This window comes from Zobellia alginiliquefaciens, from assembly GCF_029323795.1.
Taxonomy (GTDB): domain Bacteria; phylum Bacteroidota; class Bacteroidia; order Flavobacteriales; family Flavobacteriaceae; genus Zobellia; species Zobellia alginiliquefaciens.
Genome location: NZ_CP119758.1, coordinates 1,779,897 through 1,806,021 on the forward strand (window position 1 = coordinate 1,779,897; position 26,125 = coordinate 1,806,021).

Below are 26,125 nucleotides of genomic sequence, written 5' to 3' on the forward strand. Positions count from 1 at the left end.
TTTAATTTCATTTATCAATCCAAACCAATACATATGCTAAAAAGCATCTTATTTATTTTTGTGTTAACCCTCTCGCAATACACTTCTGCCCAGCAAATAACATGTTCGCCAGCAGATAAACAGGCGGTAGAAAACAAGCTTACTGCTATTGATGGCCTAATAAAGAAAGACTTTGGCAAAACCATAGTTGCTATAGGTAAAACATTTATGGACACACCTTATGTGGCGAAAACACTAGAAATTGGGGATACAGAAACTCTGGTAATCAACCTTCAAGGTTTGGACTGCACCACGTATGTAGAAAATGTCTTGGCTTTTGGATTGATGTTGAAAAACGAAAAATCCGGTTTTAATGATTTTACGGAAATACTTGAAAGCATTCGGTATAAAGATGGGGAATTAGACGGGTACGCTTCTCGTCTGCACTACTTTTCAGAGTGGATTGCCAACAATGAAAAGAAAGGGTTGTTAAAAGATATTACTTCCGAAATTGGTGGTGAAGAAATTATCAAGCCCATTAACTTTATGAGCACCCATCGCGACCTTTATCCGTTCTTAAGCGATGACAAAAATTTTGAAAAAATAAAAGCTTCAGAAAACTACCTCAACAATCAACCTATTTGCATATTGGCTCAGGATGACATTGCCGCAAACGAGCATTTGATTCAATCTGGTGACATCATTGCTTTGACCACGTCAATCAATGGATTGGACATTACACACACCGGAATTGCCACAAGAGAAAAGGATGGTCGCATTCATTTACTGCACGCTTCCACAGGTTCAATGAAAGTGGAGGTCTCCGAAAAACCTCTTGCTGAATACCTCAAAAAAATCAAGAAAAATACTGGGATTATGGTGGCTAGACCTACCCGTTGAGCTACGTAAAACATCCTAAAAGAACCGACTGTCCAGTCCGTTTTATTTGAAACCTTCCTATTAAAACCTGCCATATGACCGTTCACCGAAAGTTTCACGATACAAATCGGCTCCCATGAAATAACGGTTTCAAGAAATATTTCATTGTACCGACTAACTAGTTGGTTCTTATTTTTTCCGTAAAAATTTGCGCCACCAAAAATCAACCTGATATATCTAGCTAAAAAGTTTAACTATTTGCAGACGCCATCAAATATTTTTTAGGAGTAGTCCCGTATTTCTTTTTAAAGGCAGAAATAAAATGGCTGGCCGTACTATACCCAACTCTTAAACCTACTTCGTTTACGTTGTGCTTACCGGTTTCCAACATTTTTCTCGCATACTCCATTTTATAATCAAATAGGAAGCTAAAAACAGAATCACCATAAATCTGCTTAAAACCTTCTTTCAGCTTTTTTAAGGATAACCCTATTTCTTCAGATAGTTCAGTGAGGGTAGGAGGCTCAGCCATGCGGGAAATAACAATTTCTTTTGCCTTACGAATACGCCGTACATTGTCCTCATCTACCAAGAAAGGGCATTGCTCAACATCTGCATCATCACTTTTATTAAAGTACAGAGAAATCAATTCATACACCTTACCCTTTATATACAGTTCTTTTATGGAGGGATGAAGATTGTAATTCATCATTTGACTTAAAATAACCGCAATTGCCGGACTCACTCCTTCTTGGGCATAATATTTTTTATCTTTATTGTCCGCACTTAGAAAAGGAATATAATCTGCCTCTTTGGAAAAAAGCGAATGAAATTTTCTAATGGTCATTACTACGGAGACCAACCAAGAATTGGGTTCCAATTGCAAGTCCATAGGCAAATCTATTTGCGTGTTATACAGCAACAAAGAGTTCTCCTCGGAAACCTCAAGGCTGTATCTCCCTTCGTTAAAAATAAACTTAGCCTCACCCTTTAGACAAAAGTGAAATTGAATGAAACTGCTATCTATATCCCGCACTACACGTTGTGTTTCCGTGGTGTCATTTTGAATTTTAAGCACATAAAAACCGTCTTCTATTAAGACCTCTTGAAATGAACCTTGAGCGATATTTTTTCCTTCCATCTGAAACAAGAATTTGTTTGTTTTTATTTAGAAGCGTTCTAAATAGATATACCGTTAAGCACAGTATTTCCTACAAAAATACTGGTTTTCAACGGATTTACATTCACAAACAACTAAAAAAACCCTCAACGACACTTATTGTTCCTCTAGCGTTATTTTTATTCAACAATGCCTCTTATTTTTGTTTCCGCTTTGAAAAAGCTTTCATGAAAGATTACCACATTTCAAAAAACAATTCGTTCTACACTATTGGCCTCAGCTATTTAAAAGCTGATGCCGAGGTTCGTGGCAAATTCAGTTTAGACGATGCTGCAATGGAACGCATTTTGGTTAAAGCCAGTGAGTTGGGTATAGATGGTCTATTAGTGACCTCAACTTGTAACCGGACCGAACTTAACGGTTTTGCCCAACACCCTTTTCAACTTATAAAATTACTTTGCGATAATACTTCAGGTTCAGTAGAAGAGTTTCAAGAAGTGGCATACGTATACAAGAATAACGATGCCATTAGCCATCTTTTTCGTGTGGGTACCGGTTTGGACAGTCAGATTTTAGGAGATTTTGAAATCATTAGTCAGTTAAGGGCTAGTTTTAACCGTTCTAAAAAACACGGTATTGCCAACCCATTTATTGAGCGTTTGTGCAACTCGGTCATTCAGGCCAGCAAGCGCATCAAAAACGAAACTGAAATTTCTTCGGGAGCAACATCTGTTTCGTTTGCTTCCGTTCGCTATATTATGGAGAACGTTACCGATATTTCAGACAAAAACATTTTACTGTTCGGCACAGGAAAGATTGGTAGAAATACGTGCGAAAATCTTATTAAGCATACCAAAAACACGCATATTACCCTTGTTAACCGTACAAAGGATAAGGCTGAAAAAATTGCCGGAAAGTTTCAACTTTTGGTGAAAGATTATGGCGACCTCCAAACGGAAATTCGTTCTACGGACGTATTGATTGTTGCCACTGGTGCACAATCGCCCACAATATCAAAAGAACTTATACATACCAAAAAACCGCTTTTAATCTTAGACCTTTCTATTCCAAAAAATGTTTCGGACAATGTTAAGGATTTGGAGAATGTTACTCTGGTACACTTAGATCAGCTGTCTAGAATTACAGATGATACCTTAGAGCGAAGAAAACAATTCATTCCTGAGGCCGAAGTCATTATTGACGAGGTGAAAAGCGATTTTATTCAGTGGCTGGAAACACGCAAATTTGCGCCCGTTATCAAAGCACTGAAAATGAAGCTCAAAACAATGAAGGACGAAGAAATGGACTACCAGTCCAAGAAATTGTCCGACTTCAACGAGCAACAGGCAGATGTAATTTCCAATAGAATTATTCAAAAAATAACAAAGCAGTTCGCAAATCACTTAAAAGACGACAATGTCGATTCTGACACTAGTCTAGAACTCATTCAAAAAGTCTTTCAACTCGAACTCGACACTCCATGAGCAAGGTCATACGAATTGGTACACGCGATAGCGAATTAGCGCTATGGCAAGCAAACACCGTTAAAAACAAATTAAAAGCTTTAGGCCATAAGGTAAAAGTCATTTCCGTAAAGTCTACGGGCGACCTCATACTTGACAAACCGCTATATGAATTGGGCATTACGGGTATTTTTACCAAGACCTTAGATGTAGCGATGCTTAATGATGATATTGATATTGCGGTACACAGTATGAAAGATGTGCCTACTGCATTACCCAAAGGAATTGTACAGGCGGCCGTACTTGAGCGCGCCAACTTTCTTGATATTCTAGCGTTCAAAAATAACGAAGAATTCATGGGCGAAAGGGAAGGTATAATAGCCACGGGAAGCCTCCGCAGAAAAGCACAATGGCTTAATCGCTACCCTACGCATACCGTTGTTGACCTTCGTGGAAATGTCAATAGCCGTTACCAAAAATTAGAAGACAGTAATTGGAACGGAGCTATCTTTGCAGCAGCAGGACTTGAACGCATAGGTCTTGAACCTGAAAACACAGTTGGACTTACATGGATGGTTCCCGCACCAGCACAAGGTGCTATAATGGTGGTGGCCAAGGAAGAAGATGAATTTGTTCGTGAGGCCTGTGCGGAACTGAATCACAAGCCTACCGAAATATGCACCCAACTAGAACGTGAATTTTTACGAATTCTAGAAGGTGGTTGTTCAGCACCTATTGGCGCACTTGCCACTATAGATAAAGAAAACGAGGTAACTCTTAAAGGAGTGCTTTTAACCGTTGATGGCAAGAAAAAACTTGAAGCAGAGTTCACCGCACCACTGGGAAAACATACCTACTTGGCGAGAGATTGCGCCAATAGTATTTTTAGTAGAGGCGGAAAGTTACTTATGACCAGCGCTACAGGTACTTTAGAAAACACTAAAATATTTTCCACCAAGAACCTTACTCAAGACCAAGAGGAGCTTTTTGATACGGACATAAAGGTGAAGTCTGAAGATTTCATCAAAGTAAGCCCTAACAGAATTTCTAATCTTATCCTTAAAAAAGAGATTAGAAATGTAGTTCTTACAAGTCAGAACGCGGTGGAAGCCCTTATAAAAAGTATTTCTCCTGAAGAATTAAAATTCAGCAATATCTATTGCGTAGGCCGCAAGACCAAACGCATGATCAAACGTTATATAGGACCAGTAACGCACCATGAAAATGATGCCAAAAAATTGGCACAGTACATGGTAGATAATTTAGAAGGTACAGAAGTCACCTATTTCTGTAGCAACCTTAGACTTGATGATTTACCCAACATCTTAGAAGAAAATAAGATTAAGGTAAATGAAATTGAAGCCTACACCACTAAACATGCTCCTGCAGAAGTTGAAGATAGTGTAGAAGGCGTTTTATTCTTTAGCCCATCTACCATCAACAGCTTTTTACTTAAAAATGCGCCCAATAAAGTGGCCTATTGTATTGGTGAAACTACTGCGGCTGAAGCCAAGAAACATTTTGCAACGGTTCATACGGCAAAAATACCTACAGTAGAAAGTGTTATTGATCTCGTGAACCAAACGTACCGTAAGAATTAATATTTTTACGGTTGAATAATGAACGGACTTCCCATGATTTTGGGAATGAAATTATAGCTATGTCATTAAAAAACGACCTTTTTCTTAGAGCCCTAAAGGGTGAAACTGTTGATCGTCCACCTGTTTGGATGATGCGTCAAGCAGGGAGATACCTTCCTGAGTTTATGGAAATCAGAAAAAAGTATGATTTCTTTACACGTTGTCAGACCCCGGAATTGGCCTCGGAAATTACGGTACAGCCTATACGCAGGTATGGTATGGATGCCGCTATTCTTTTTAGTGATATTTTGGTTATTCCTCAAGCTATGAACATTGAGGTGCAAATGAAACCGAATTTCGGTCCTTATTTACCAAAACCTATTCGCTCGCAGAAAGACCTGGATAGTGTTATCGTCCCAGATGTAAACGATGCTTTAGGTTATGTTATGGATGCCATAAAAGCAACCAAAGAAAAACTTAATGATGAAGTGCCACTTATTGGTTTTGCAGGTTCACCGTGGACCATTTTATGCTACTGTGTACAGGGCCAAGGAAGCAAAACTTTTGATAAGGCTAAAGAACTTTGCTTTACCCAACCTGTAGTGGCCCACGAACTTCTACAGAAGATTACGGATACAACTATTGCCTATTTAAAAGCGAAGGTAAAAGCAGGTGTAAATGCGGTTCAAGTATTCGATTCTTGGGGCGGAATGCTTTCCCCAACGGATTACAATGAATTTTCATGGCAGTACATTCAGCAAATTATCGATGCCTTAAAAGATGAAACTCCCGTTATCGCTTTTGGTAAAGGGTGTTGGTTCGCTCTTGGCGATATGGCAAAATCCGGCGCTGCTGCCCTAGGTATAGATTGGACGTGTTCTGCGCGTAATGCACGCTACCTAACCGGTGGGAAAATTACGTTGCAAGGTAACTTTGACCCCGTTAGATTGTTATCCCCTCCATCAGAAATAAAGAAAATGGTGACCCAAATGATCAATGAATTTGGAAAGGATAGCTATGTTGTAAATCTTGGTCACGGCATATTACCAAACGTACCTGTTGAAAATGCAAAGGCATTTATAGACGCGGTTAAAGAATGGAAACCCGTTAGTTAAATTAAAATGGACATGGAAAACGAAAATAGAGCTATTGCCCGTTTCGAAAGCTTTTCCATAGAACCCATACATGAAAAATACGCCTGGCATATTTGTGATTTCGTAACTATAAATTCCGCACGTTTACAACGATATTTTCCCATAACACTGGCTGCAAATCTTACGCCCAGCCTTTCCCAAATTTTTGTTGAACAGAAAGTCCGTGAATATCAGAAGAACGAGGAATTTTTGTTCGTTCTAAAAGACAATGAAGAACGGACAGTTTGTGGACTGGTGTATATAAAAGAACTGGACTGGGGGAAAAAACAAGCAGAACTGGCGTATTGCATAGGTTACCAATTCCAAGGCAAAGGAATTACCTCCTTAGCAGTTGACACCTTATCAAAATATGCGTTGAAGGATTTAGGTCTGAAAACCCTTCAAATTATTGTTCACAAAACCAATATTGGTAGTATACGCGTAGCTGAAAAATCTGGTTATAAATGGCAAAAGGTATTATTAAAAGAGCATACGCCTCCTAGCGAATCGGCCTTGGATATGGAGCTTTATGAACTTTACGCCTAGAGCCGCTGTTCTTCATAAAGCAATATCTTAATATATAGGACTTTTGTAGTCCTAATCCCTTTCTAGCCTCCTTTGTTTATCGTAAATTCGCTATCAATTCTTACAACGTCTTTTAATGAAAGATAAATTCTTTAGTTACATTCAAAATCTTCAGAATGTTATTACATCTAAGCTTGAAGAAATAGATGGAGTTGCTAAATTTCGTGAAGATATATGGAAACGCCCTGAAGGTGGAGGCGGAAGAACCAGGGTTATAGAAAATGGTGCTGTTTTTGAAAAAGGCGGTGTAAATATCTCCGGTGTTCATGGCGCCCTGCCCAAGAGCATGCAGACCTATTTTGGAGTGGAAGATGCCGATTTCTATGCTTGCGGATTGAGTTTGGTGCTACACCCTAAAAACCCGATGGTGCCTACGGTCCATGCCAATTGGCGTTATTTTGAAATGTATGATAAGGAGGGGAATATTGTTGACCAGTGGTTCGGGGGCGGACAGGATTTGACTCCTTATTATCTTTTTGATGAAGACGCCGTTCACTTCCACTCTGTTTGTAAAGCTGCCTGTGATAATCATAACCCGGACTTTTATTCTACGTATAAAAAGAGGTGTGATGACTACTTCTGGAATGCCCATAGAAATGAAGCACGTGGCATAGGTGGACTATTTTTTGATTATTGTAAGGCTACAGAGGAGATGAGCATGCAAAACTGGTATGATTTTGTAACCGAAGTTGGAAACAGCTTTTTAAACAGTTATGTACCGATTGTCTTAAAAAGAAAAGATTTAGATTATTCCAAAGAGCAACGCAATTGGCAAGAAGTTAGAAGAGGACGATATGTAGAATTTAACCTGGTTCATGACAAAGGCACTTTATTTGGATTGAAGACCAACGGTAGAATTGAAAGTATACTAATGAGCCTACCTCCCCATGTACAGTGGCGTTATGACCATCAACCCAAGGAAGGCAGTAAAGAATTCCAGTTGGTAGATATTCTTGAAAACCCGAAGGAATGGGTATAAATCCTGAATGACTCGTTATGCCAAAAAAAGGAAAAGCAAAAAATACAGTTAACAAAGCCAAGCACACCAAGCTTTTAAATCGGAAAAAAGCAAAGTTGAAACAGGAGAAGGAGACGCGTAAATTACGCCTGAAGGAGATAGCAAAACAAGGCCAAAAAAAACCCTCATCCAAGGAGTGAAATTTTTAAAGACCCCTAATACCGTTTACTTAAGCAATCACTTTATCTCTAAGTTGATTTTAGCTTTTGCAATTCTGGCAATAGGGACTTCCTGTGACACCAAACGATCTAAAAGCGACCTAGAAATAGTATTCACCCAAGACACATTAAATGTAGGTTACACCTACTGGTGGGAAGAATCCGGACCCTTCATTGGGTACTGTGGTAAAGAATATTCCCTTGTTTTTTCGGGTACAATTGTCAACCTTGAAAAAGCCAATAATGATGCCGCCCCTTTATACATTTCACAAAAGGGTACTATAGCAGTGGATGAAGTCTATAAAATTAAAGATATGGGGAATAGCAGTTATGCAAGCCAAAAATTCTTTACTACAGATTGTTTTAGTAACACAAATGCAAGTGTGGGTGATAAAGTACTTGTTTTCTGTTATGATTACGAAGGCGAATTGACTATACCAGGAAATAGTTCAATTATAAAAATAAAAAGTCTGGACCATCCCTTGGTTGGAGCCACCAAACGCTTTATTGATGCCGATGAAGACCCAATTAAAATTAAAAAGGACTCTACCTTATGGTCTGCCTATGGCTACGGCAAAGAGTTAACCCAATTAATACGGTGCAAAGAAAATACCGAACGGATTATTTCCAAGTAATCGCTTTTTCGGAAACCTCCTTAAATTGATGAACCACGTGGGCCAAGCGCGCCTTTAACAACTCTCTTCTGCCTATTTTCGTTCGTGTGTAAAGTAGTTCCGAATTATCAACATGCTTCTTCCAAAAACCGTGAAATTCTAAAGCGTCTTTTTTTCGTTTTCCCAAGTCCTGTGGAACTACATAATAATTACGAACATCCCATTTCCTTTTTACCCAACTAGTACCTATCAATAAATATCTTGGATTTTCAACAGGTGCAAGTATTTCATGTAACAAATTAACGAACAAGGAACTTTCGTGGTTGGTCGCCCCTATTAAATAACAGGCAAAACTACCATTACTATGTTGTTCGGTTTCCACAAGAATTTCTGATTGTCCCACCTGTATCTGTTTCGTTTTTATAAGATAAGCCAATAATGCCTTCCCTATTTTTTCCGTTTTTCTAGTTGAGTTCCCAAATAGGAAATATAATTTAAGTGCTTTATATGTTTTAGGCGCAAAGCCAATTACTACACCTGCCAATAAGAAATATATAAGCTGAAAAATACCCTTATTCAACAATGTACCTATATTCTTAATTAAAAACTCAGGAAGAAACAATCCTAACCCCGCAACTACCTCAATCAACAAATACTGTGCAGCATCTACAGATCGCATCTTTTTAACTTTCTGAAACGATGTCTTTCCCACATAAGGCACTTTCACCTCACGCACCAATACACTACCTTTATCAATAGCCTCATGCCATCTCTTTTTTAGAAGGTCCCGCTCCGCAGCATAGTGCACCATGGTTTCATTTAATGCTTCTAGGTTCGTTTCTTCACCAAAGACCTCGGGAAGTTGCAACCTATCCAATCCATTTTCAATGTAAGCTTTCCCACTAATGGAAACTCCCGAAAAGGCAGTAAACCTTCGTTTCAGTTTTTCCAAATCTTTACCTCCATCATTTATAGTTGGGTCAAGGCATGCTAAATGCCAAATATTTCCCGTTTTAGAAGGCTCAGTTATATCGGACCGAATCGCTCTACCTCGCATTTGGTTTGATGACACAAAGGAACCTACATACGATGCCAAAACCAGAGTGTTTATGGCTGGAGCGTCCCAACCTTCGCCTAGTAAAGCTTTGGTACCGATTAGTATTTTAATTTTTCCTGTCTGAAACAGTTCTGTTACAGCGGCAACAATGCTATTCTTAGCATTCCCAGAAACCGAAATCGTAACAAAATCTGCATCCGCGGCCATTGGTTGCATACCAAAGGAATCCTCACCCAATATTCGCTGAAAACTATCTATAACTGTCTTATGAAGAATTACCAAAGAACCTGTTAGTATCCCCAAATTTTGACTTTGGGCAGATTTAACACGTAGGTATTGAAAAATAGAAACCACGCCCAATTTATTAAGTGCAGTTACTTCATCGCCTTTAAAATCTAGGAACTCTTTCCGGATAAAATCGGTAAGAACAACGGCCTTCAAGTTATCGCCAAGAACCTTTTGTTCCTTTTCAATAATACTATCAATACTTTGTAATTTACTGGGGCTACTCGCCAAAGATTTATACAGCTGCTCATCCCCCACAAAGTTGACCTTGCGTTTTTCGTATACACCAATGCGACTCAAGCGTTTTTCAATAGCATTCAAAACGGGCTCGTACGTAATTAAGGTTTCCCGTTGCACTACCAAAAGCTCCTGGAATAAAATCTCCAACCAATCATAGGTAAGGGTTGGAAAATCTACAGAAGTATTTTCAAATCCCAAGAAAAGTAATTTCTCCTTATCAATCTCGATACCCGCAGCATTTAAGAAAATTAATATGGCGGATAAGAATGAAGGTTTCTCATAAATTTCTTCTAGCACCTCTTCCGTGCTTTTATAAAATGGATGTTCCAAAAGGAGGTTTTGAAAACTCTCGTCCGCTTTCAATTCGTGCATAAACGCAATGATGTTCTCACGGTATTGAACAATATATTTTATCTGTGCTTCTGAGGGTTTAGAGAAATAAATAAAATCCTGATGCGGACAAAGGTCACCGTTCTTTACCAAATCAGGTACTGCAATTTCATCGTCTATCGGCCCACACAGTTCAAAATACTTGTTCAATTCAGCTCCAGAACTATCGTACGGCGGCGTGGCAGTCAATGCTACAACCGTTAAACCCTCAATTTGCTTCAGAAGCATCAAACATTTATACCATTCGTTTTTTAAATGGTGAGCTTCATCTAGAACAACCGTTTGAATGCCATTCCGTTCAATAAACCCAAGTAAGGAATCATCGTCATTATCTAAAAAACGTTTGTTTAGCGCATGCAACGACTGATATGTAGAAAAGGTCAGAAACTGAGGCTCTTTAATATCCGTAGTATAATCCACCAAAGAATTCTCATTTAGAAAAAATGATTCTAAACGATCACGCCACTGGTTTCTAATTGTTAAAGTAGGTGCTAAAACCAAGGTTCTCTTGTTCACCCTTCGTAAAACCTCTATACCCAATATGGTCTTTCCAGAGCCTGGGGGAGCCACCACATGAAGGTGGTTATCCGTTATATGTTCCTCAAAATTGTCAAGAAAATTCTGCTGATAACTCCGCCATTCAAACTTAAAATTCAAGCTATGTTTTAGTTCCGTCAAGAGTTGGTCGTTTTTCCGTTTTTTAGGAGGATTATAAGTAACTTTGGATATTCAAAAATAGGTAAAAACATGTACCCACTTAGAAGAAACCGCAGACTAAGAACAAACGAATCTATCCGAAGTTTAGTGCGCGAAACCATATTATCACCCAAGGATTTTCTGGTGCCGCTCTTTGTAACCGAAGGCAAGGACATTAAGGAAGAGATTCCGTCAATGCCGGATTACTACAGGTTAAGTTTAGACCATTTAGAGGCTGAAGTTAAAGAGCTTTGGAAAATGGGCTTACATGCCGTACTTCTTTTTGTAAAAGTACCGGACAACTTAAAAGATAATAAGGGTACCGAAGCATTAAACGAAGACGGGCTTATGCAACGTGCCATTAAAACCGTGAAGAACGCTTGCCCTGGCATGTTGGTTATGACCGATGTTGCTATGGATCCCTATTCATCTTACGGTCACGACGGAATTATCGAAAACGGGCAAATCCTTAACGATGAAACTTCTGAGTTTTTAGCAGAAATGAGCGTATCTCATGCTTTGGCAGGTGCGGATATCGTTGCTCCAAGCGATATGATGGATGGCCGCATTCTTACCATTCGTGAAGCGTTGGAAGACGAAGGTTTGATCCATACGGGAATTATGAGTTACAGCGCTAAATATGCAAGTGCTTTTTACGGTCCGTTTAGAGACGCTTTAGATTCTGCTCCTGTGGATATCAAAAACGTACCTAAAGACAAGAAAACGTATCAAATGGATTATGCCAACCGTTTTGAAGCACTTAAGGAAACTGAAATGGATGTGGATGAAGGTGCTGATATTGTAATGGTAAAACCCGGGCTTTGTTATCTAGACATTGTACGTGAAATTCGTAATGAGGTTGATGTTCCCGTGGCAGTTTACCAAGTAAGTGGTGAATATACCATGGTAAAGGCCGCTGCCGAAAAAGGCTGGCTGGACCATGACGCGGTAATGATAGAACAACTTACTGCTATAAAAAGAGCCGGAGCCAATATCATTGCTAGTTATTTTGCTAAAGATGCCGTTAAATTATTGGGCTAATAAAACTTCTAAAAATCATTGTTGAGAGTAATTCAGCTTTTATTCTTTATTTTAACCATTCAGTTCGCGCTTGCACAGGAAGGCACTTCTATACCTTTAAACATTGGGCTGAACGATGCATTGGTTTATGGAAATCCCGCTGAAGTTGGACTAGATTCAGCATACATCAACACGAATGTTGAAAAAATAATAACAAATGGTATAAAAAAGAATGCTTTTCCTGGAGCCCAGATATTAGTGGCTAAAAACGGGAAGATAATCTTTCACAAAGCCTACGGCTATCATACGTATGATAGTATACAACCGGTAGCATTAGATGACATCTATGATTTGGCCTCGGTAACTAAAATTACTGCTGCCCTACCAGCCATTATGAAATTGGTTGATGAAGGGAAGCTTGATTTAGATGCTCCTTTTAGTACGTATTGGACACGCTGGAAAAGAATAAAAGACAAGCAAAATATTACATTACGTGAAATTCTAGCGCATCAAGCGAGACTTAAGCCATATATCGTTTTCCTGAATGAAGTTTTCAGGAAAAACGGTAAGATAAAGAAGCGATTTGTTAGAACTTCCTCCAATAGAAGGTTTAAAAACCAAGCCTACGATGGACTTTACGTAAAAAATAGGTTCAACAAAAAAATGTATCGCCTTATTGACCGGTCAGATGTATCCGGAGAAAAGAAATATTCATATTCCGGACTCGCATTCTTAATTTTTCCAGAACTCGTTGAACAGTTGACCGGAGATTCTTTTGAGTATTATCTAGAGAAAAATTTCTATTTACCCTTGAATGCGCCCACTATGGGATTTAAGCCGAAACCTAAGGGGTTTTCCAATGCTATTGTTCCCACCGAAAACGATACGCTCTTTCGTCACACCTTAACGCAAAGCTGGGTGCACGATGAGAATGCCGCTTTATTAGGTGGTATATCCGGCAATGCAGGACTTTTTGCCTCTGCTACAGATTTAGCAAAACTTATGCAAATGTATATGCAATACGGTGTGTATGATGGTAAGCGTTACTTTACAGAGGCTACGGTCAAAGAATTTACACGGGTACAATTTCCTGAAAATGATAATCGCAGAGGTCTTGGTTTTGACAAACCGCTTTTGGGAAATAATAAAAAGCCTTTATCCAAATCCTATCCCGCACCGGAAGTAGGTACAGATAGTTTTGGTCATAGTGGTTTTACGGGCACCTTTGTTTGGGCCGACCCAGAAAACCAAATGGTTTATATTTTTCTGTCCAATCGGGTGAACCCCACAAGAGAAAACAGAAATCTATACCACCTGAATATTAGGCCTGCAATACAGCAAATTTTTTATAAAGCCACATTACCAAGTAAATAAGACCAAGACATTATACTTTAATTTGGTATCTTCGTTTTACTAAAATTCTTTCATGGGCTTATTAATTTTTTACGCTTTAGTATCCATTTTCGTTTCTTTTCTCTGCTCTATTTTAGAAGCAGTACTGCTAAGTATCAACCCTACTTTTGTAAATGTAAAAAAGAAAGAAGGCAAGACCTATGCGGTTACACTAGAGGAATTAAAAAAGGATGTAGATAAACCCTTAATCGCTATTTTAACGCTGAATACTATTGCCCATACCGTAGGTGCCATCCTGGTAGGGGTTCAGGCCAAAGTGGCTTATGCGGAACTATACGGCAGTTCTACACGTAGCATCTTTGGAGTTACTTTTACCGAGGATTTAATGGTAGGTGCAGTCTCTACCATTATGACCATTCTTATTTTGGTTGCTTCGGAAATCATTCCAAAAACAATTGGTGCCACCTATTGGAGACAACTTGCCAATTTCACGGCTAAAGCTCTGAATATTATGGTCATTGCACTTAAATATACCGGACTTCTATGGCTATTGCAGCTCTTCACAAAACTAGTGGGAGGAAAAGGGCATCACGGTAGTGTGCTTAGTAGAGAAGATTTCACTGCAATGACGGATATGGCCCGTGAAGAAGGTGTTTTTGAAAAATCAGAATCTACCATTATTAAAAATCTTTTGCGTTTTGACCAAGTTTTGGTAAAAGATGTAATGACCCCAAGGGCGGTGATGAAAATTGCTTCGGGAAATAAAACCATAGCCGAATTTTTTGAGGCCAACCCTAAAATGCGCTTTTCACGAATTCCTGTTTATGGCGATAAAATAGACCATATAAATGGTTTTGTCCTGAAAGATAATATCCTTGAGGAAATGGTGAACAACAATGGGAACACACCACTTTCAGAAATTAAACGTGATATTTTAATTACCGAAAGGGACACACCCATCCCAAAACTTTTTGACACGCTAATTGCCAAAAGAGAGCATATTGCCCTAGTGGTAGATGAATACGGCTCTGTGAGCGGCCTGGTTACCATGGAGGACGTTATAGAAACGCTTTTAGGGCTGGAAATAATGGACGAGAGCGACAATGTTGCAGACTTGCAAGAACTAGCTCGTAAAAACTGGAATACACGCGCAAAACGCTCTGGAATACTCGATTAATAGTAGTACAAAACAACCGCTATGGAAATTGCTTTTATCCATACTCCCCTTGGGGTTGCCAAACTTGAAGGCGACGACTTAGGCTTGTCATCTATTACTGTATCCGATAAGGAGCAAACCATTTCTACCCACATTCCAAATGCTCTAAAAGATGCCACGGATCAACTAGAACAATATTTTAATGGCACACGGAATAATTTCAATATTAATTTAAACCCCCAGGGAACCGATTTTCAAAAACGGGTATGGAAAGCATTGGAAGAAATACCATTTGGCAAAACCGTCTCCTATTTAGACCTTTCCAAAACTTTGGGCGACGTAAAAGCCATACGTGCGGTTGCGGCCGCAAATGGTAAAAACCCACTATGGATCGTAGTTCCGTGTCACCGAGTTATTGGCAGCGATGGTTCTTTAACCGGTTATGCTGGTGGCCTACACCGTAAAAAGTGGCTTTTAGATCACGAAAGCCCTGTAAAACAACAATCTCTTTTCTAGTTCTAGCAGACTGGTTGGTCTGTTACTTAATAATTCCGTTCTACAATCAACACTAAATCACCTTTCATCTGTACATGATTGCATTTCATGGCATAAGTAAATTCGGTGGGTTCTCGTTGTACAACCTTGTACCGACCATATGGTTTGTTTTCGGTTTTTACTCTTTATTAACCTCAAAATTTACAACAACATCTTGACCGCTATTTTAATCATTTAAAGGCCCACTCTAACCGATGTATAACACATTTTGGAATTAAATTCGGTATTTCAATCACCCTAAATAAAAGCATTACAGCGATGAAACTAAAATTGAAAGCTTCGTGTTAAAGATTTTTCTTATTTTACTTTTTCTATTTTCAACATAAATCATATGCTACAGAAAATAAATCTTGAATATATTCTCTTTTTAGATATCGAAACCGTACCAGAAGAACCCAGTTTTGAAGCTCTTAACGATGAGAAAAAAGAGCTGTGGGAGCAGAAGTCCAGATACCAACGTAAAGACGAATTTACCGCTGAAGAATTTTATGAACGGGCGGGAATCTGGGCAGAATTTGGTAAGATAGTTTGTATTTCCGTGGGATACTTTCGGGTAAATGGCGAAACAAAAACCTTTAGAACTACCTCGTTTTATGGAGAGGAAGACAAACTTTTAAAAGAATTCAAGAATTTATTGAACGGACATTTCAGTTCTCCCAAACATTTACTTTGTGGTCATAACGCCAAAGAATTCGATTTTCCATATATCGCTCGAAGGATGATAATTCACGGAATTGAATTGCCTTATAAACTGAATCTGTTCGGTAAAAAACCATGGGAAATTCCTCATCTGGACACCATGGAACTCTGGAAGTTTGGAGACTATAAGAACTTTACGTCCTTAAAACTATTAGCAAATATTTTAGGCATCCCATCACCAAAACAAGATATTGATGGTAGTATGGTGCGCGAAGTTTATTACAACGAAAAAGACTTAGATAGAATCGTTACCTATTGCGAGCTTGATGTGGTCACCACAGCGCAAGTATTTTTACGTTTACGTGGTGATGAGTTAGTTGAGGATGATAATATTAAAAGCATCTAGAAAAAATCAGGCATTGTATTTCAACTGAATGTACACCGGAAAATGGTCACTATAGCCACCCATATACTTATTACCAACATAAGTGCGAAAAGGTGAGCCCATATACTTTCCTTTAAACTCCGTAAGATAATGTTCATCAAAAATATTGGCATGCGCAAAACTATGGGTTCCTTTTTCAAAGTTTAGAAAACTGTGAGAAACCATAATTTGGTCAAAAAGCATCCATGCCCTTTTGTAATTGGCACTACCCCGCTCTGGCGTAAGTAATTTTTCCATGGGGTTGTACAGTGTTTTGCTCTCCATAAGTGACCGAATACTTTCAGACTTTGGCCCATCGTTAAAATCACCCATAATTATATAATTGGGATTGGCTTCGTTCGCTTCAATTGTTGCCATAAAATCTATTATGGTTTGGGCGGCTAAAAGGCGTTTATGCACGGTTGTAGAATTCCCACTTCTTCGTGAAGGCCAATGATTCACGAAAATATGAACCTCTTCGTTATTCAGTTTTCCTTTTACATAAAGAATATCCCTAGTCGTATCTCTTCTACCATCCTCTTCGTATAGTAACAGGGCAATGGGCTCAGAATGCAACACTTTAAAATGGTCTTTGTGATATATCAATCCGCAATCAATTCCTCTTTCATCGGGCGAATCGTAATGCACATAACTATATTTAATGTCCGCCAAAGGTTCTGCTGCAAGAAGATCCTCCATAACCTGCTGGTTCTCAACCTCCGCAACGCCAACAAGAACTGGCGGACTTTGGGTTTCTGAATTCCCAATTTCAGATATGGTTTTCGCAAGTTTATACAACTTTTTTTTGTACCTTCTTAAAGACCACTTTTTACGGCCCTTTGGAGTAAAATCATCGTCGAGAGTTTTAGGGTCATCTATAGTATCAAATAGATTTTCTAGGTTGTAGAAGCTAATTGTGTTTAAATGGCTTCCCTTTTTCTTTCTGAAAAATGAAAAAATCATAAATTTCTCGATTGGGCTCTTAAAATTACGAAAATAGGTCGGTCAGTATTGCTTAAATTTGCATTTTTAGTTTAGATATGTTAGAAAAGAAGACCATAGATCACGAAAAGGCCGTTTTAATCGGTATTATTAATCGCGAACAGAGCGAAGAAAAAGTTACCGAGTATCTTGATGAGCTTGAGTTCTTAACCTATACCGCAGGTGGAGAAGTTGTACAGCGGTTTGTACAACGAATGGACGTTCCCAACCCAAAAACCCTAATAGGTTCAGGTAAGATGGAAGAGGTAGAAGCATTCGTAAAAAGCAACGATATAGGTTCCGTTATTTTTGATGATGAGCTCTCACCGGCGCAACAGCGAAATATAGAAAAACTTTTGCGCTGTAAAATTGTAGATCGTACCAGCCTCATCTTGGATATATTTGCGCAGCGTGCACAAACTAGCTATGCACGTACCCAAGTAGAACTGGCGCAGTATGAATATTTACTACCTCGTTTAACGGGTCTTTGGACACACCTTGAGCGTCAACGTGGTGGTATCGGAATGCGCGGACCAGGGGAAACCGAAATTGAAACGGATAGACGTATTGTACGTGACCGTATTTCGTTATTGAAAAAGAAACTCACCAAGATAGACCGCCAAATGGAAACCCAACGTGGTAACCGTGGGGCTTTGGTACGTGTTGCCCTAGTAGGCTACACCAATGTGGGAAAGTCTACTTTAATGAACGTTATCAGCAAAAGTGAAGTGTTTGCAGAGAACAAGCTTTTTGCAACGCTTGATACGACCGTTAGGAAAGTGGTCATAGGCAACTTGCCTTTTCTGTTGAGTGACACGGTAGGGTTTATCCGAAAACTACCTACACAGTTGGTAGAGAGTTTTAAAAGTACTTTGGATGAAGTTCGTGAAGCAGACTTGTTACTCCACATTGTTGATATTTCACATCCACAATTTGAAGAGCATATTGAATCCGTCAACAAAATTCTTGATGAAATAGATAGTGCCGATAAGAATACTATAATGGTATTCAATAAAATTGACCAATATAAGCATGCGGAGATAGACGAGGACGATTTAATAACCGAAAGGAACGAAAGGCATTTTACCATTGAAGAGTGGAAAAAAACCTGGATGCAGCGAGTTGGAAATAAGGCTTTGTTTATATCTGCCTTAAATAAAGAGAATCTAGATGAGTTTAGAAAAAGGGTATATGACGAGGTGCGGGATATTCATGTAACCCGTTTTCCGTATAATAACTTTTTATATCCTGAACATTTAGATCAATACTAGCACCTATTTCAGGTTCGCTTACCATTCGTCGGGGATACCGAACAACTTATATTTTTCACAACAGAGTTGAGCCAGTTCACAACAATAATTTAGACAGCTGAGCAAACAGACGTAAGTTTACAGTGTAATTAAGTAATAGTATTGATCCCAAATCGAATCTTGAACTTAACCGAAACAAGTAATGAACCCCAAACCCATTGCTTGACAAAAAAATAATACCAAATTGACCAAACCTACTTGATAAAAAAACCCTCTTAAAAGAGGGTTTTTTTATATCTATAGTTTTACCCCATCTGTTTAAAAGCAAGAAGAACATGCCGTTCATCGAGCACACCTAACAGCTTGTATTTTTCACAACAGAGTTGAGCCAGTTCACAACAATAATTTAGACAGCTGAGCAAACAGACGTAAGTTTACAGTGTAATTAAGTGATAGTAATGACCCCAAATCGAATCTTGAACTTAACCTAAACAAGTACGAATCCCAAATCCGGACTTGACCTACGAAAAGCTTAAAAATTGTGATCCCAAATTGCAATTAAAAGTATAAACAAACCTACTTAACAAAAAAGCCCGTCTAGACGGGCTTTTTTGTTAAGTAGGTTTGTTTTGAAATCTAGTGTACTTTCTGATGTGCATTTCAACCGAGATATGTTCATTTTAACGGATTTCACCACAAAATAAGATAGGTTCACAACAAAAATTTAGCGTTCACCACGTTCCCGCATACATTCGTCTTGTATTTGAAATTTTAGTGTACGTCCCGAATAAATTACTTAAATAAAGTTTGATTTATTGACTGTACAACCAAACTTAACGTATCCTACTTAACTAAAAAAAACGCCCCGATATAGTATCGGGGCGTTTTCATTATATAATCGTTTTCTTTTCTCTTAAAAAGCGTAGTTCAAACCAAAAAGGTAGTAACTCTGCAAGTCGTTATCAATATTATCAAAAGTAGGTGCTGGAGTCGGTACAGGAACAGCCGCCAATGCATTACCCAATGCCTCTTGCTTGTTGTTTCTCAACCCAAATTCAAAACCTACACCAATACCCTTCCATAGTGTATAACCAAAAGAGTTGATCCATGTCCAGTTGGAAAGGTCACCACTCTTGTAGCTCTGAAAAGTAGAGAAGTTAGTCTTAAAATTAATTGCACCTAATTGCTTTGCATAATCCACAACGATTTTAGCACCTGCAGATGATTCATAAGCTGCATCGTTATCAGCAAAAACAAAGTTGTAGTTCAATGGGTGAATAACAACTACCATATCAGGAATAGGAGTCCAAGTAGCACCCACACCAAAATCTAAATAACCAGGGTCATTAAAATTATTGATAATTGATGTACGATATTCCATCAATGCTGAAACAGCAAAGTTTTTATTCAACTTATAACCGTAAAGCGACGTGATATTAAAAACATCTGTTGTTCCGTCAAAACCTTCGTCATCACTTGGGTCATTTTTATCATCTAATTTTACCCATTGCAAATTAACGTTGGCAGAATTTCTCCAGAAGAATTTTTCTCTATCTAAATTAGCAATAGCGTTAACCGTAACCCCTATATTTCCGGCGGAGTTATCTGGTGTTCCCTGTGAATACCAGTTATTAAATTTAGATAGGTTGGCACCAATAGTACCAAATGCTCTTATTTTCCATCCTGGGAAAGCATCAATTTGCCCTTGAAGAGCATCCACCCTACTTTGAATAGCGCTAATGGAGTCTTTTTTCGTAGCTTGTTCAGCTTTTAATTCATCTAATGTCTGGGCAAAACCTACCGAAAAGGTAAGCATAGCCAAAGATGTTAGCAGTAATTTTCTCATGGTTTTTGTGTTTATTATTATAGACACGCAAAAGTACTAATTGTCACTTATTTTAATAACAAATGTCTACTTTCTTTTAAATAAAGGCACTGAAGAACATGCCTCTCCGTACATGAGGGATTTTACTACGGGTTGTAACTTACCTATAATCAATACGTAAGCATTAGGAGGAACAGGCTTGTTACTACAGCCTTTAACAATTACCAATTTATCTTTAAACTCAGTAACATCTAAATTATTTATAACATCAGCGTAAAGAATCGTCTCCAATTCTTCAAGCGAGCCTTTTATATACCGTTTAGTATATGGCTGAAGTTTTGTAGCCAACAACATATATGCCCAACCTGGAACAATAGCATCCGTTGAGCAGTGCAAAGCCACATACGCATCTTGATATTGCGACCAATCGTGAGCTTCAGCACTAGCCCTAAATTCCTTTTCCTTTAAAATAAAGCCTTCTAGCAACCAATCGGAAATATCAAAAATCACACGCTTGCCAGGAAGATAATAATCTTCTAGGTTAAATGTAACCAGTTTACTCTCCGCAACTCTATTGATTATTTCGTCAGCCATATTATTTTATAACAAGCCCAATTCTAATTTAGCTTCCTCGCTCATCAAATCTTGAGTCCATGGTGGGTCAAAGGTAATTTCCACCTCTGCATCTTTAACTATATCCAAGGACTTAACTTTTTCCTCTACCTCGGCAGGAAGAGATTCCGCCACTGGGCAGTTTGGAGATGTAAGGGTCATTAATATTTTAACCTCGTTGTCTTCATTCACGAAAACATCATAAATTAAACCTAACTCATATATATCTACCGGAATTTCTGGATCATAGATAGTTTTAAGTACAACTACTATTTTCTCACCTAATTCCTGGCCATCTATTGTTGTTTCTTCGCTCATTTTCTTGAGATTATTTTTTAAAAATCTGGTAGCACTAAAAACAGCTACCCTAATTTAGTTGTGTTTGGTAAGCTACCGCATACAGCTTCAACTGTTTTATCATACTCACCAAACCGTTTGCCCTAGTTGGGGAAAGATGTTCTTTTAGACCTATTTCATCAATAAAATCCGTGTCTGCATCAATAATATCCTGTGGTTTCTGATTGCTAAAAGCCCGTATTAAAATGGCGATTATACCTTTTGTTATAATAGCATCACTATCAGCAGTAAACACCAACTTATCTTCCTCTAACTCCGCGTGTACCCATACCTTACTTTGACAACCTTTAATAATATTATCTTCGGTCTTATAAGTATCATTAATAAGAGGAAGGCTCTTACCTAAATCAATCATATATTCATAACGCTGCATCCAATCATCGAACATCGAAAATTCGTCTACTATTTCTTCCTGTATTTCCTTTATCTGCATTGTCGTTATTTTGGGCAAAAATACAATAAGTATCTATGGATTTCAACTCTTTAAGAGAATGATAACGCTAGTTGCTATTCTAGCATGCCTTTGGCCCTAACAACGGCAGCGACCAAATCATCTACCTCACTCATAGTATTATAGAAGCTAAAGCTAGCACGAACGGTACCCGGTATTTTATAGAAGTCCATAATTGGTTGTGCACAATGGTGACCAGTTCGTACGGCAATCCCTAACTTATCTAAAATAGAACCTATATCATAAGGATGCAATCCTTCTATATTAAAGGAGATTACGGAAGTCTTGTTTTTTGCGGTGCCGTAAATCTTTAGCCCTTCTATTTTTAAAAGTTCTTGCGTTGCGTATTCAAGTAATTGATGTTCATATTCTGCAATAGCATCAAAACCAATACCATTCATATAATCTAGAGCAGCTCCGAACGCAATACCACCACAAATATTTGGTGTTCCTGCCTCAAATTTATGGGGCAGATCTGCATAGGTAGTTTTTTCAAAAGTTACCTCTGCAATCATTTCCCCACCTCCTTGATAAGGAGGCAATTTATTCAACCATTCTTCTTTTCCGAACAACATGCCAACTCCGGTCGGTCCACACATTTTATGAGCGGAAGCGGTGTAAAAGTCAACATCTAGCTTTTGCATATCCGCTTTAACGTGAGGAGCAGCCTGAGCGCCATCAATCAAAACTGCAGCGCCAGCCTCATGTGCTTTATCTATAATTTGTTCTATTGGATTAATAGTTCCCAACGCGTTTGAAATATGGTTGCAGAAAACCAGCTTTGTACGGTCAGAAAGTAGCTCTTCATAGACATCTATCTTCAGCTCACCCTCTAGGTTCATTGGAATTACCTTTAAAACAGCACCTGTTTTTTCAGCCAACATTTGCCAAGGCACTATGTTAGAGTGATGTTCCATAGCGGAAACCAAAATCTCATCTCCTTTTTCAAGTAGTGTTGTAAATCCGTTGGCAACGATATTTATACTGTGGGTCGTTCCTGATGTAAAGATGATTTCATATGAATTTTTAGCATTAAAATGCTCCTGAATCTTTTGTCGTGCTACTTCGTACTTATCCGTTGCTTCTTGTGAAAGGGCATGTACCCCCCTGTGAATATTGGCATTGTAATTCTGGTAGTAATCTACTATCACATCAATAACCTGCTGTGGCGTTTGAGATGTGGCAGCATTGTCTAAGTATACCAAAGGCTTCCCGTTCACTTCTCTGTTGAGAATAGGAAAATCTTGTCGAATTTTAGTAACGTCTATCATAACAATTATATTGAATACAAAGATACCGACTATGCCTTAAAGTACAGTGTAAATATGCGGGTTTATAAATTTCGGATATTGGTATAAAAGAAAAAATCCAAGATAGTTATCTTGGATTTCATTACAGATTGATATTTTAGTTAAAACCTAAAACCAGCTCCAAACTTTAAATAACCGAGGTTATAATCTACCCCTACATTGGTACCATCATATTCATATGTATCTTTGACGCTTATATAATCATATTGCACTTGTAAAAAGAATCTATCAGTAATGTCGTATGCAAGCCCTAGGTTTACATTTAAGCCCCCTGATGAAACTGTGTTTTTATAGGATTCACCAGAAACTAAACCTTCATATTTAGACTCAATAATGGAATACCCTAAACCTATGCTAGGGTGAAGCTTTGTTAATGCCGGTATGTTGAACTCTGCGAAAACTTTAGGCTGTATCAACCAATTGGTTTCGTCAAAATCCGTATTGGTAGGGCTGACCTGATCATCTATATTTTTTTTGAACACTCCTGCATTAATACCTGCTCCAATTTTTACAATACTTAAATCTAAAAATCGATATTTTACGCCGAGGTCTATAATACCAGGAGCATCATTTCCCAGTTCATCCCCAACAGACAAGGGATAGTTAGCCTCTACACTCCACTTTTGATCTTGGGCCAATACGCTTACACTTAAAAAAAATACTGAAACTGTTAAAAAGTAAAATTTTCTCATCTGAACGATTAATTAAGGGTTTATAATTCGTTCGTAAATCTATAAGTAATTTCCTTCAAAAAAATAACGGCACTCCTAAAGTGCCGTTAAATAATTTCTGTATTTTATGATAATTTTTTGCTAAAAAGCATCTAATATGCTATAGATCAAACCCTAGATTAACACCTAATTTTTTAGCAATCAATTTGTTAATTCGTGTTTTTAGCTCTGGTATACGTACACTTTCCAAAACATTATTGGCAAAAGCGTACATTAATAAAGCACGTGCTTCTTTCTTGGGAATACCACGTGATTGAAGATAGAATAAAGCGTCTTCATCTAACTGGCCAATAGTACAACCATGTGAGCATTTTACATCATCCGCAAAAATTTCCAGCTGCGGCTTAGTGTTAATAGTGGCCTTATCGCTTACCAAAATATTATTGTTCTGTTGAAAAGCGTTCGTTTTCTGGGCAATCTTATCTACTATAATTTTACCATTGAAAACACCTGTAGAACTATCACCATAAATACCTTTATAATCTTGGTGACTCTCACAGTTCGGTTCTATGTGATGGACCAATGTATGATGATCTACATGCTGCTTGTCTCCTAAAATTGTTACCCCTTTCATTGTTGAGTCTATATACTCTCCATTTTGAAAGAAGTTCAAGTTATTACGAGTCAACTTTCCACCAAACGAAAAAGTATGTACCTTAACAACACTCTTACTTTTTTGATCAATATATGTGTTATCTACCAGGGAAGCGGTAGGTGCATCATTCTGAATTTTATAGTAATCGACTATTGCATCTTTAGCCGCAAAAATTTCTGTTACCGCATTGGTCAAAACCTCATTTGATGTCAAACTCTGGTGGCGCTCAATTATTTGAACCTCCGCATTTTCTTCTACTACCACCAAATTTCTGGGCTGTAATAAAATAGACTCCTCATTACCCGTTGCAAAATGAATAATCTCAATTGGCTTTTTAGGCATTTTGTTCTTAGGAATGTAAATATACGCTCCCTCTCTACTAAACGCAGTATTCAAGGTCGTTAACGACTCATCTTTAGATGCTATCTTGTTAAAATAAACATCAATAACAGGTTTGTACATAGGTTTCGTAAGCGCAGAACTCATTAGACAGACATCTACCACATCATGAGTAGTATCTGACAGATATGAGCTATAAATACCGTCTACAAAAACAATTTTATACGAGTCTATTTCATGTAAAAAATACTTTTTTACATCTTTATACTCAAGGGTATTTTCCTGACGCGGAAAAATGCTAAAATCTATCTTCTGAAGACTATTCAAAGAGGTATATTTCCACGCCTCCTCTTTCTTGCTAGGAAAACCTTTAAGTTCAAAATTCTTCATGGCCTCCGTTCGAACATCGTGCACTGAATGCTCAACATCAACGTTGTTCTCAAACGCCATAAATGAAGAAATTAATTTATCTTTTAAATCCATATTCTAATAAGTATTAAGTAATGAGTATTAAGTAACGAGCCTTTGTACTCATCACTTTTACTTTTTACTTCTTAAACTGCAGTTTCCTGCTTTAACCAATCGTATCCTTTTTCCTCTAGCTCTAAAGCCAATTCTTTTCCACCGGACTTCACAATTTTACCATTGTGCAATACGTGAACAAAATCAGGAACGATATAATCCAATAAGCGTTGGTAATGTGTAATTACAATTACTGCATTATCTTTACTCTTTAGTTTGTTAACGCCGTTAGCTACAATACGCAGGGCATCAATATCCAGACCAGAATCGGTTTCATCCAAAATGGCTAATTTTGGCTCTAACATTGCCATTTGGAAAATTTCGTTTCGCTTCTTTTCACCACCTGAAAAACCTTGGTTTAAAGAACGAGACAAGAACTTACGGTCAATCTCTAACAATTCGGATTTCTCGCGAATCAACTTCAACATATCCTTAGCGGGCATATCTTCAAGGCCTCTTGCTTTTCTAGATTCGTTAATGGCAGTTTTCATAAAGTTCGTTACCGAAACCCCAGGAATCTCAACAGGATATTGAAAAGACAGGAAAACCCCTTTGTGAGCGCGCTCTTCCGGAGATGTCTCCTCCAAGTCTTCTCCCTCTAAGGAAACACTACCTTCAGTCACTTCAAACTCCTCTTTACCTGCAATTACTGATGCCAAGGTACTTTTCCCAGAACCGTTAGGCCCCATTATAGCATGAACCTCACCAGCTTTTACCTCTAAGTTAATACCTCTTAATATTTCTTTGTCCTCTACACTAGCGTGTAAATTTTCTATTTTTAGCATTTTGCGAATCTTATTTATTTATC

At 38.2% G+C, this 26,125-nt stretch carries 25 protein-coding genes; 14 read left to right on the top strand and 11 right to left on the bottom strand.

Going from position 1 to position 26,125, the window contains the following annotated elements:
- The first annotated feature begins 33 nt into the window (after window positions 1–33).
- The gene (locus P0077_RS07555; RefSeq protein ID WP_276168514.1) at window positions 34–879 is read left to right on the top strand and encodes an N-acetylmuramoyl-L-alanine amidase-like domain-containing protein; all 846 of its coding nucleotides are present in this window, start codon (window positions 34–36) and stop codon (window positions 877–879) included.
- Window positions 880–1,108: 229 nt separating this feature from the next.
- Here P0077_RS07555 and P0077_RS07560 read toward each other — a convergent pair whose 3' ends face one another.
- Complete coding sequence (locus P0077_RS07560; RefSeq protein ID WP_276168515.1) at window positions 1,109–1,999, bottom strand: helix-turn-helix transcriptional regulator; 891 nt, start codon at window positions 1,997–1,999, stop codon at window positions 1,109–1,111.
- Between the two features lie 206 nt (window positions 2,000–2,205).
- Between P0077_RS07560 and hemA the strand changes: the two genes are divergently transcribed.
- From hemA to P0077_RS07595, 7 genes are all read left to right on the top strand, one after another.
- Window positions 2,206–3,462, top strand: a complete 1,257-nt coding sequence (gene hemA, locus P0077_RS07565) for a glutamyl-tRNA reductase (protein WP_276168516.1) — start codon at window positions 2,206–2,208, stop codon at window positions 3,460–3,462.
- Window positions 3,459–5,042, top strand: coding sequence for a hydroxymethylbilane synthase (gene hemC, locus P0077_RS07570; protein ID WP_276168517.1), 1,584 nt, complete (start codon window positions 3,459–3,461; stop codon window positions 5,040–5,042). Before hemA ends, hemC begins: the two co-directional genes overlap by 4 nt.
- Before the next feature lie 59 nt (window positions 5,043–5,101).
- Complete coding sequence (gene hemE / locus P0077_RS07575) at window positions 5,102–6,136, top strand: uroporphyrinogen decarboxylase (RefSeq protein ID WP_276168518.1); 1,035 nt, start codon at window positions 5,102–5,104, stop codon at window positions 6,134–6,136.
- A gap of 12 nt (window positions 6,137–6,148) precedes the next feature.
- Window positions 6,149–6,700, top strand: coding sequence for a GNAT family N-acetyltransferase (locus tag P0077_RS07580; RefSeq protein WP_276168519.1), 552 nt, complete (start codon window positions 6,149–6,151; stop codon window positions 6,698–6,700).
- A gap of 115 nt (window positions 6,701–6,815) precedes the next feature.
- Window positions 6,816–7,718, top strand: coding sequence for an oxygen-dependent coproporphyrinogen oxidase (gene hemF / locus P0077_RS07585; protein ID WP_276168520.1), 903 nt, complete (start codon window positions 6,816–6,818; stop codon window positions 7,716–7,718).
- A 17-nt stretch (window positions 7,719–7,735) separates the two neighbouring features.
- Window positions 7,736–7,897, top strand: coding sequence for a hypothetical protein (locus P0077_RS07590; protein ID WP_276168521.1), 162 nt, complete (start codon window positions 7,736–7,738; stop codon window positions 7,895–7,897).
- Window positions 7,894–8,550, top strand: a complete 657-nt coding sequence (locus tag P0077_RS07595; protein ID WP_276168522.1) for a hypothetical protein — start codon at window positions 7,894–7,896, stop codon at window positions 8,548–8,550. Before P0077_RS07590 ends, P0077_RS07595 begins: the two co-directional genes overlap by 4 nt.
- Here P0077_RS07595 and P0077_RS07600 read toward each other — a convergent pair.
- Window positions 8,537–11,179 carry a DEAD/DEAH box helicase family protein gene (locus tag P0077_RS07600; protein ID WP_276168523.1) on the bottom strand — a complete coding sequence of 881 codons (2,643 nt, stop codon included), beginning with the start codon at window positions 11,177–11,179 and terminating at the stop codon, window positions 8,537–8,539. The genes P0077_RS07595 and P0077_RS07600 overlap by 14 nt on opposite strands.
- A gap of 69 nt (window positions 11,180–11,248) precedes the next feature.
- Here P0077_RS07600 and hemB point away from each other — a divergent pair, with 69 nt between their 5' ends.
- The 5 genes from hemB to P0077_RS07625 all read left to right on the top strand — a co-directional run bounded on the left by hemB (window position 11,249) and on the right by P0077_RS07625 (window position 16,326).
- Window positions 11,249–12,238: a porphobilinogen synthase gene (hemB, locus tag P0077_RS07605; RefSeq protein WP_276168524.1), complete on the top strand. Its 990-nt coding sequence runs from the start codon at window positions 11,249–11,251 to the stop codon at window positions 12,236–12,238.
- Between the two features lie 21 nt (window positions 12,239–12,259).
- Entirely contained in the window at window positions 12,260–13,591 is a 1,332-nt protein-coding gene (locus tag P0077_RS07610) for a serine hydrolase domain-containing protein (RefSeq protein ID WP_276168525.1), read from the top strand.
- 52 nt (window positions 13,592–13,643) lie between these two features.
- On the top strand, window positions 13,644–14,747 hold the full coding sequence (locus P0077_RS07615) for a CNNM domain-containing protein (RefSeq protein ID WP_276168526.1): 1,104 nt from the start codon (window positions 13,644–13,646) through the stop codon (window positions 14,745–14,747).
- 21 nt (window positions 14,748–14,768) lie between these two features.
- Window positions 14,769–15,242 carry a methylated-DNA--[protein]-cysteine S-methyltransferase gene (locus P0077_RS07620; RefSeq protein WP_276168527.1) on the top strand — a complete coding sequence of 158 codons (474 nt, stop codon included), beginning with the start codon at window positions 14,769–14,771 and terminating at the stop codon, window positions 15,240–15,242.
- Window positions 15,243–15,612: 370 nt separating this feature from the next.
- Window positions 15,613–16,326: a 3'-5' exonuclease gene (locus tag P0077_RS07625; protein ID WP_276168528.1), complete on the top strand. Its 714-nt coding sequence runs from the start codon at window positions 15,613–15,615 to the stop codon at window positions 16,324–16,326.
- Between the two features lie 6 nt (window positions 16,327–16,332).
- On the opposite strand, the gene P0077_RS07630 is transcribed toward P0077_RS07625, so the two are convergent.
- Window positions 16,333–17,307 (bottom strand): endonuclease/exonuclease/phosphatase family protein, encoded by a 975-nt coding sequence (locus P0077_RS07630; protein ID WP_276168529.1) that lies wholly within the window; start codon window positions 17,305–17,307, stop codon window positions 16,333–16,335.
- 77 nt (window positions 17,308–17,384) lie between these two features.
- Between P0077_RS07630 and hflX the strand changes: the two genes are divergently transcribed.
- Window positions 17,385–18,596, top strand: a complete 1,212-nt coding sequence (hflX, locus tag P0077_RS07635; RefSeq protein ID WP_276168530.1) for a GTPase HflX — start codon at window positions 17,385–17,387, stop codon at window positions 18,594–18,596.
- An 892-nt stretch (window positions 18,597–19,488) separates the two neighbouring features.
- On the opposite strand, the gene P0077_RS07640 is transcribed toward hflX, so the two are convergent.
- From P0077_RS07640 to sufC, 8 genes are all read right to left on the bottom strand, one after another.
- Window positions 19,489–20,421, bottom strand: a complete 933-nt coding sequence (locus tag P0077_RS07640) for a DUF3078 domain-containing protein (protein ID WP_276168531.1) — start codon at window positions 20,419–20,421, stop codon at window positions 19,489–19,491.
- 66 nt (window positions 20,422–20,487) lie between these two features.
- Complete coding sequence (locus P0077_RS07645; RefSeq protein WP_276168532.1) at window positions 20,488–20,994, bottom strand: DUF2480 family protein; 507 nt, start codon at window positions 20,992–20,994, stop codon at window positions 20,488–20,490.
- 6 nt (window positions 20,995–21,000) lie between these two features.
- A complete protein-coding gene (locus tag P0077_RS07650; RefSeq protein ID WP_276168533.1) occupies window positions 21,001–21,330 on the bottom strand; it encodes an SUF system Fe-S cluster assembly protein in 330 nt (109 codons plus the stop codon).
- Between the two features lie 49 nt (window positions 21,331–21,379).
- Window positions 21,380–21,802: a SufE family protein gene (locus tag P0077_RS07655; protein WP_276168534.1), complete on the bottom strand. Its 423-nt coding sequence runs from the start codon at window positions 21,800–21,802 to the stop codon at window positions 21,380–21,382.
- A gap of 74 nt (window positions 21,803–21,876) precedes the next feature.
- Complete coding sequence (locus P0077_RS07660) at window positions 21,877–23,091, bottom strand: aminotransferase class V-fold PLP-dependent enzyme (RefSeq protein ID WP_276168535.1); 1,215 nt, start codon at window positions 23,089–23,091, stop codon at window positions 21,877–21,879.
- A gap of 140 nt (window positions 23,092–23,231) precedes the next feature.
- Window positions 23,232–23,822 carry an outer membrane protein gene (locus tag P0077_RS07665; RefSeq protein ID WP_276168536.1) on the bottom strand — a complete coding sequence of 197 codons (591 nt, stop codon included), beginning with the start codon at window positions 23,820–23,822 and terminating at the stop codon, window positions 23,232–23,234.
- Window positions 23,823–23,961: 139 nt separating this feature from the next.
- Window positions 23,962–25,278 carry a Fe-S cluster assembly protein SufD gene (gene sufD / locus P0077_RS07670; protein WP_276168537.1) on the bottom strand — a complete coding sequence of 439 codons (1,317 nt, stop codon included), beginning with the start codon at window positions 25,276–25,278 and terminating at the stop codon, window positions 23,962–23,964.
- A gap of 71 nt (window positions 25,279–25,349) precedes the next feature.
- On the bottom strand, window positions 25,350–26,102 hold the full coding sequence (gene sufC, locus P0077_RS07675) for a Fe-S cluster assembly ATPase SufC (RefSeq protein ID WP_194525230.1): 753 nt from the start codon (window positions 26,100–26,102) through the stop codon (window positions 25,350–25,352).
- Window positions 26,103–26,125 lie beyond the last annotated feature (23 nt).

What these genes read in the sequence shown, in the direction of transcription:
- sufC (WP_194525230.1), bottom strand. Translation starts at nt 26,102, where the DNA reads ATGCTAAAAATAGAAAATTTACACGCTAGTGTAGAGGACAAAGAAATA.
- sufD (WP_276168537.1), bottom strand. Translation starts at nt 25,278, where the DNA reads ATGGATTTAAAAGATAAATTAATTTCTTCATTTATGGCGTTTGAGAAC.
- hemA (WP_276168516.1), top strand. Translation starts at nt 2,206, where the DNA reads ATGAAAGATTACCACATTTCAAAAAACAATTCGTTCTACACTATTGGC.
- P0077_RS07655 (WP_276168534.1), bottom strand. Translation starts at nt 21,802, where the DNA reads ATGCAGATAAAGGAAATACAGGAAGAAATAGTAGACGAATTTTCGATG.
- hemE (WP_276168518.1), top strand. Translation starts at nt 5,102, where the DNA reads ATGTCATTAAAAAACGACCTTTTTCTTAGAGCCCTAAAGGGTGAAACT.
- P0077_RS07620 (WP_276168527.1), top strand. Translation starts at nt 14,769, where the DNA reads ATGGAAATTGCTTTTATCCATACTCCCCTTGGGGTTGCCAAACTTGAA.
- hflX (WP_276168530.1), top strand. Translation starts at nt 17,385, where the DNA reads ATGTTAGAAAAGAAGACCATAGATCACGAAAAGGCCGTTTTAATCGGT.
- P0077_RS07625 (WP_276168528.1), top strand. Translation starts at nt 15,613, where the DNA reads ATGCTACAGAAAATAAATCTTGAATATATTCTCTTTTTAGATATCGAA.
- P0077_RS07555 (WP_276168514.1), top strand. Translation starts at nt 34, where the DNA reads ATGCTAAAAAGCATCTTATTTATTTTTGTGTTAACCCTCTCGCAATAC.
- hemB (WP_276168524.1), top strand. Translation starts at nt 11,249, where the DNA reads ATGTACCCACTTAGAAGAAACCGCAGACTAAGAACAAACGAATCTATC.
- P0077_RS07645 (WP_276168532.1), bottom strand. Translation starts at nt 20,994, where the DNA reads ATGGCTGACGAAATAATCAATAGAGTTGCGGAGAGTAAACTGGTTACA.
- hemF (WP_276168520.1), top strand. Translation starts at nt 6,816, where the DNA reads ATGAAAGATAAATTCTTTAGTTACATTCAAAATCTTCAGAATGTTATT.
- P0077_RS07630 (WP_276168529.1), bottom strand. Translation starts at nt 17,307, where the DNA reads ATGATTTTTTCATTTTTCAGAAAGAAAAAGGGAAGCCATTTAAACACA.
- P0077_RS07650 (WP_276168533.1), bottom strand. Translation starts at nt 21,330, where the DNA reads ATGAGCGAAGAAACAACAATAGATGGCCAGGAATTAGGTGAGAAAATA.
- hemC (WP_276168517.1), top strand. Translation starts at nt 3,459, where the DNA reads ATGAGCAAGGTCATACGAATTGGTACACGCGATAGCGAATTAGCGCTA.
- P0077_RS07640 (WP_276168531.1), bottom strand. Translation starts at nt 20,421, where the DNA reads ATGAGAAAATTACTGCTAACATCTTTGGCTATGCTTACCTTTTCGGTA.
- P0077_RS07560 (WP_276168515.1), bottom strand. Translation starts at nt 1,999, where the DNA reads ATGGAAGGAAAAAATATCGCTCAAGGTTCATTTCAAGAGGTCTTAATA.
- P0077_RS07580 (WP_276168519.1), top strand. Translation starts at nt 6,149, where the DNA reads ATGGAAAACGAAAATAGAGCTATTGCCCGTTTCGAAAGCTTTTCCATA.
- P0077_RS07665 (WP_276168536.1), bottom strand. Translation starts at nt 23,822, where the DNA reads ATGAGAAAATTTTACTTTTTAACAGTTTCAGTATTTTTTTTAAGTGTA.
- P0077_RS07660 (WP_276168535.1), bottom strand. Translation starts at nt 23,091, where the DNA reads ATGATAGACGTTACTAAAATTCGACAAGATTTTCCTATTCTCAACAGA.
- P0077_RS07590 (WP_276168521.1), top strand. Translation starts at nt 7,736, where the DNA reads ATGCCAAAAAAAGGAAAAGCAAAAAATACAGTTAACAAAGCCAAGCAC.
- P0077_RS07615 (WP_276168526.1), top strand. Translation starts at nt 13,644, where the DNA reads ATGGGCTTATTAATTTTTTACGCTTTAGTATCCATTTTCGTTTCTTTT.